Source organism: Pseudomonas sp. (assembly GCF_036387035.1).
Taxonomy (GTDB): domain Bacteria; phylum Pseudomonadota; class Gammaproteobacteria; order Pseudomonadales; family Pseudomonadaceae; genus Aquipseudomonas.
The window spans coordinates 1-4,705 of record NZ_DASVUM010000245.1 but is presented as its reverse complement, the minus strand read 5'-3'; the positions used below and the strand labels follow the sequence as shown (position 1 = coordinate 4,705).

The following is a 4,705-nucleotide window of genomic DNA, read 5'->3' as shown; positions in this document are numbered from 1 at the left end:
GTTTTCCAGCGTCGTTGCGTATGCCCAGCATTGCGAGCGGCAGCTGGTGGAAATCCTGCACCGTCGGCCGACGCTCGACCGCCAGCAGGTCATGACCTGGGTCGACGAGCAGAGTCATGCGATGAAAGACCGCGATCCCCTTGACCTGTTGCGCTCGCTGAATGCGAGGGTTAGAGCGGGCAAGCCGCTGCCGTGGGAAGGGCATTCCTGAGAGGGTAGGCAGCATGCCACGGTGCTTGCCTGCGACAGCTGAACATCAGCCGTGTTGCGAGGGCTGACGAACGACGGTCACAGGCACGCCCACGGTCAGTTCGCTCCGACGCTTGCCATCACTCGTTAGTGATCGAGGCATAAGCCGGCGCGGGTTTGCGGTTGTAGTACATCGCGGCGCCCACCAGCAGCATCAAAATACCCAGCAGCACCATTGACGAGCCCACCGTGCCAAAGTCCAGACCGCCTTTCTCATGGGGCTTTGTCAGCACGTCGCCCAGCGTCGCCCCGAACGGACGGGTCAGCACGAAAGCGATCCAGAACAAAGCCACCGACGACAGCCGCGTGGTGTAGTGGAGCACCACCACCACGGCGATTGCCGAACCGATCAGCAATGCGCCGCCCATAAAACCCAGCCCCGAGTCATCCGCCAGGAAGTCGCCCAGTGCCGTGCCCAGCGTGTTCGAGAACAGAATTGCGAACCAGTAGAACAACTCGGCTTTCAGCGTCGTGACGCGGCTGACTGACAGCGATCGCTCGCTCCAGTACCAGACCGAGAAGATAGCGAGCAGGATCGCCACGAGAATGGCCGAGCCCGCCGCATAACCCAGCCCGAGCGTGCGGTCCATGAAGTCGGACATGGTGGTGCCCGCTGTGCTGGTGGAAAGGATGACTAACCAATACAACGCGGGGTTATAGCGTCTGGACGCAAGTTGGGTGATGAGCGTAACGACAAACACGCTGATCAGAATCAGAGAGCTGATGAGGTAGCCCACGTCGAGGGTCATCGACAGCAAGTCGCCTGCTGTTTCGCCTAACGTGGTGGCACAGATTTTCATGACCCAGAACGCGAGCGTAATCTGCGGAAGTTTGTTCATTGTGATTACCGGGTGGTTCAGACAGGAAGGTTCGAGTGTCTGCCCGACAGTGGCCGACGGTGCCTATCATCCCGGAGCGGAAGTTAAAAATCGGTCGTATGAAAATGAAAAGCGCATTAAGCCCGACGCGCAATGCGCCGGGCATTCTGCAGTGGACGGCCCATGCCAACGGCCTGCGAAGGCGCTTGCCAGCACCGTCCCGAAGCGATCAGAAGAACACTTTCACCAGTAAACTCGCCGTATTCTGGTCGGTGTCGAAAGAGCGCGTGTCGTTGATGCCGTACTTGTTACTCCAGTAATCGTACTCAACGCCCACATACAGCTGCCGGTCGGGGAGGTTAAGCGCCTTGCCCAAGTCGTATTTGATCTGCGGGTTGAAGTGCAGGTTGGAGTGGTAATCGCCTTTGCTGTTGGACTGTTTGTTGTCCACCACCCAGTCCATGAAACCGTCGATCAGTATGTCGGACTTGCCCACGGGAATGGTGTAAGACCAGACCGGGGTGATCTGCCAGGCGCCGTAACCGGCGCGGTGGCCGTCGTTGTAACGCTTGTAGAAGTTCAGCTGGAAGTAATCGAAGCCCGGGATCTTCAAATCGAAACCGGGACCGATCAGATACGACTCGACGTCGCCTTCGCCAAACTCGTAAGTCGTGGCCAGCAGCACGTCAGTGATGGGCCCTAATTGGAAGGACTGGTTGAAGATCTTGCCCATCGACAGGCGAGGGGAGATCTCGCCGTAGGTTGATGCGTTACCCAGGCTGCCGTCCTTTTTGCCGTTGTAGCTGATGTAATCGAGGAAGACAAAGTTATCGCCGTATTTCCAGCCATCGGCATGTTCGTAGGTGAACGTCTGCTGGCTCTCAGGGTTCACGGCGAAGTTCTTGCCGTTGAGGTAAGTCAGGCTGTTGCTCTGCCACTGCAGCAAATCACCCGACAACGCAGGAGTGGCGGCAAACAGGCTGCTGGCGGCCATCAGGCTGGAAAGTGTGCGGTTCATGTAATGATTCCCTTGGATAGACGTCGTTGTTTTGCAGGCTGACGCTCTGTTGTGGCGCCTTGGTTTTTGGTTAACTAAGTTGTCTGTTTGGTCAGCTTTGGATGAATAGCAAGAGCTGAGCCAACACCTTGAAAAAGAGACAAAAAGGTCCTGCCGGCTGTTTTACAAACAGTCGAATGGTCGATTCGTTGATGCCGTCTGGAGCCTGCACGGGCTGACCGGAGCGTTGTCCGGTCAGTCAGGTGAGTGGCGGTGTTGTTATTGGGTCCAATTCACGCGGCGGCGGAGGATACTGACTCGCGCGGCCGTGCTCAAGTGCTCTGTCACAGAGCACTCCCGTCGAAAACAGGGCAACCGGTCAATGCGAATGCAGTGGCCCGGCCATGGCCGCACGCTCGGCACCGCCCAGCACGTTGAACAGCAGGTTCAGGAGCACCGCGCTCAATGTCGCCATGGCGATACCGCTGTGGGTGATCGGCCCCATCCATAAAGGCAGTTGGCTGAAGAACTCGGGGCGCACCACCGGAATCAGGCCCATGCCGATGCTCACGGCCACCAACAGCTGATTGCGCCGATCGGAGATGTCCGCCTCTTGAAGGATCTTGATCCCCGTGGCGGCGACCATGCCGAACATGGCGATGGCCGCGCCGCCCAGCACCGCAGGCGGGATCGAGGCGACCAGATACGCCGCTTTAGGCAGCAGGCTGAGGACGATGAGGAACCCGCCCGCGACGATGGTCACCGAGCGGCAGCGCACGCCGGTCATCTGCACCAGGCCGATGTTCTGCGCAAACGAGGAATGGGTGAAGGTGTTGAGAAAGCCCGCCAGAAACGAGGCGGCGGCGTCGCACAACAGGCCGCGGCGCAGCATGCCGGGGGTGACTTCGCGGTCGGTGATCTTGCCCAGCGCGAGGAACATCCCTGTGGATTCGACAAAAATGATCACCACCACCAGGCACATCGACAGGATCGGCGCGAGGCTGAACTGTGGCATGCCGAAGTGCAGCGGCGTGACCACCTTTACCCATTCGGCCTGACCCAGACCGCTGAGGTCAACCATGCCGATGAAGCCGGAGAGGATGTAGCCCAGGCCCATGCCGATCAACACGGAGATATTCACCCAGAACCCGCGCATGAAGCGGTTGATCAGCAGGATGGTCAGCAACACCAGCGCGGCGACGCCGAGGTAGACCGGGTCGCCGAAGCTCACGGCCTTGCTGCCGCCGCCCGCCCAGTTGACCGCCACGGGAAACAGCGACAGGCCGATCGAGGTGATCACGGTGCCGGTCACCAGCGGCGGAAAGAAGCGCACGATCTTTGACATGAACGGAGCGATCAGCATGCCGAAGAAGCCCGCAGCAATGGTCGCGCCGAAGATGCCTGGCAGGCCGACGCCGCTCATTCCGGCCATTGCCACCATGCTGCCGACGGCGGCGAAACTGGCGCCCATCATGATCGGCATACGGATGCCCAGCGGACCGATGCCCAAGGATTGCACCACCGTGGCGATGCCGGCCACCAACAAGTCGGCGTTGATCAGAAAGGCAATTTCTTCCCGGGAAAGCCCGGCGGCCTGTCCGATGATCAGCGGCACCGCGACGGCACCGCCGTACATCAACAGGACGTGTTGCAGGCCCACCAGAATCAGTTGCAGCAGTGGCAGGGGCTGTCGTGGCGGCGCGGCAGGGATGCGCGCGTGAGTGGACTCGGACATGCAACACCTCATTGTTTTTATTTTATGAGTACGCCCGGTGTGGCAGGGCGATGGAACGCTGTTGTTGTAGGAGATTGATTCGTCCATGAACGTGCAGCCAGCCGATCAGTTCGTCTGCGCCCCTTTATCGATCCATTGCCCCAGCAGGTCACGTTCCTGCTGGGTCATCTGGGTGATGTTGCCCAGCGGCATGATTTGCGCGGTCACGGCCTGGGCCTGAATGCGCGGGGCCAGTTGCTGAATCTGTTGCGGCGTGTCGAACATGATCCCGCCCGGCGCGCTGCTGAACAGCGGGCTGGTCGGCTTGGCCGAGTGGCAGACCGCGCAACGTTCCTGAATCACGCTGTGCACTTTTTCGAAATCCACGCCGCCGGTGCTGGCCTGTGCCGGCTGCGCCGCAGCTGTCGCAGTGGCAGGCGCCGCTGCGACAGGCGCTGGCGCGACCTCAGGCTTCGGCTCGTCGGCGCGATGGCCGCCAATGGCCGTGCCCGGCAGCGGCTGGTATTGGATCTTCGCCGCCACGTCCGGGCCGTGGGGCATTTGCGCCGGGCCGGTGACGTAGGCCAGACACATCATCCCCAGCGCACCGACCGGCAAGGCCCAGGCGTATTTGTGACTGTTGTGACGGGTGTTGAAGTAGTGGCGGACCAACACCGCACACACCGCGATTCCGGCCAGAATCAGCCAGTTGTACTGACTGCCGTAAGTGCTCGGGAAGTGGTTGCTGATCATGATGAACAGCACGGGCAGGGTGAAGTAGTTGTTGTGCCGTGAACGCAGCAATCCTTTGGCGGGCAGCGACGGGTCCGGCGTGCGGTTCTCGGCGATGGCGGCGACCAGCGCGCGCTGGGCCGGCATGATGATGCGCAGCACGTTGCCGACCATGATCGTGCCGATGATCGCACC

At 60.6% G+C, this 4,705-nt stretch carries 5 protein-coding genes; 1 reads left to right on the top strand and 4 read right to left on the bottom strand.

Going from position 1 to position 4,705, the window contains the following annotated elements; translation table 11 throughout:
• Nucleotides 1-211: hypothetical protein (locus tag VF672_RS22525; protein WP_331107051.1), on the top strand; the 211-nt coding region annotated here is incomplete at its 5' end.
• Nucleotides 212-329: 118 nt separating this feature from the next.
• Here the strand turns inward: VF672_RS22525 and VF672_RS22520 are convergent.
• From VF672_RS22520 to VF672_RS22505, 4 genes are all read right to left on the bottom strand, one after another.
• Nucleotides 330-1,088 (bottom strand): hypothetical protein, encoded by a 759-nt coding sequence (locus VF672_RS22520; RefSeq protein WP_331107049.1) that lies wholly within the window; start codon nt 1,086-1,088, stop codon nt 330-332.
• 208 nt (nt 1,089-1,296) lie between these two features.
• Nucleotides 1,297-2,085: a hypothetical protein gene (locus VF672_RS22515; RefSeq protein ID WP_331107047.1), complete on the bottom strand. Its 789-nt coding sequence runs from the start codon at nt 2,083-2,085 to the stop codon at nt 1,297-1,299.
• 358 nt (nt 2,086-2,443) lie between these two features.
• Nucleotides 2,444-3,799 (bottom strand): nucleobase:cation symporter-2 family protein, encoded by a 1,356-nt coding sequence (locus tag VF672_RS22510; protein ID WP_331107044.1) that lies wholly within the window; start codon nt 3,797-3,799, stop codon nt 2,444-2,446.
• Nucleotides 3,800-3,904: 105 nt separating this feature from the next.
• Nucleotides 3,905-4,705 (bottom strand): urate hydroxylase PuuD (locus VF672_RS22505; RefSeq protein ID WP_331107042.1); only part of this gene is annotated, 801 nt, incomplete at its 5' end.

Excerpts from the sequence above, each read along its gene's own strand:
- VF672_RS22520 (WP_331107049.1), bottom strand. The coding sequence starts at position 1,088 with ATGAACAAACTTCCGCAGATTACGCTCGCGTTCTGGGTCATGAAAATC.
- VF672_RS22510 (WP_331107044.1), bottom strand. The coding sequence starts at position 3,799 with ATGTCCGAGTCCACTCACGCGCGCATCCCTGCCGCGCCGCCACGACAG.
- VF672_RS22515 (WP_331107047.1), bottom strand. The coding sequence starts at position 2,085 with ATGAACCGCACACTTTCCAGCCTGATGGCCGCCAGCAGCCTGTTTGCC.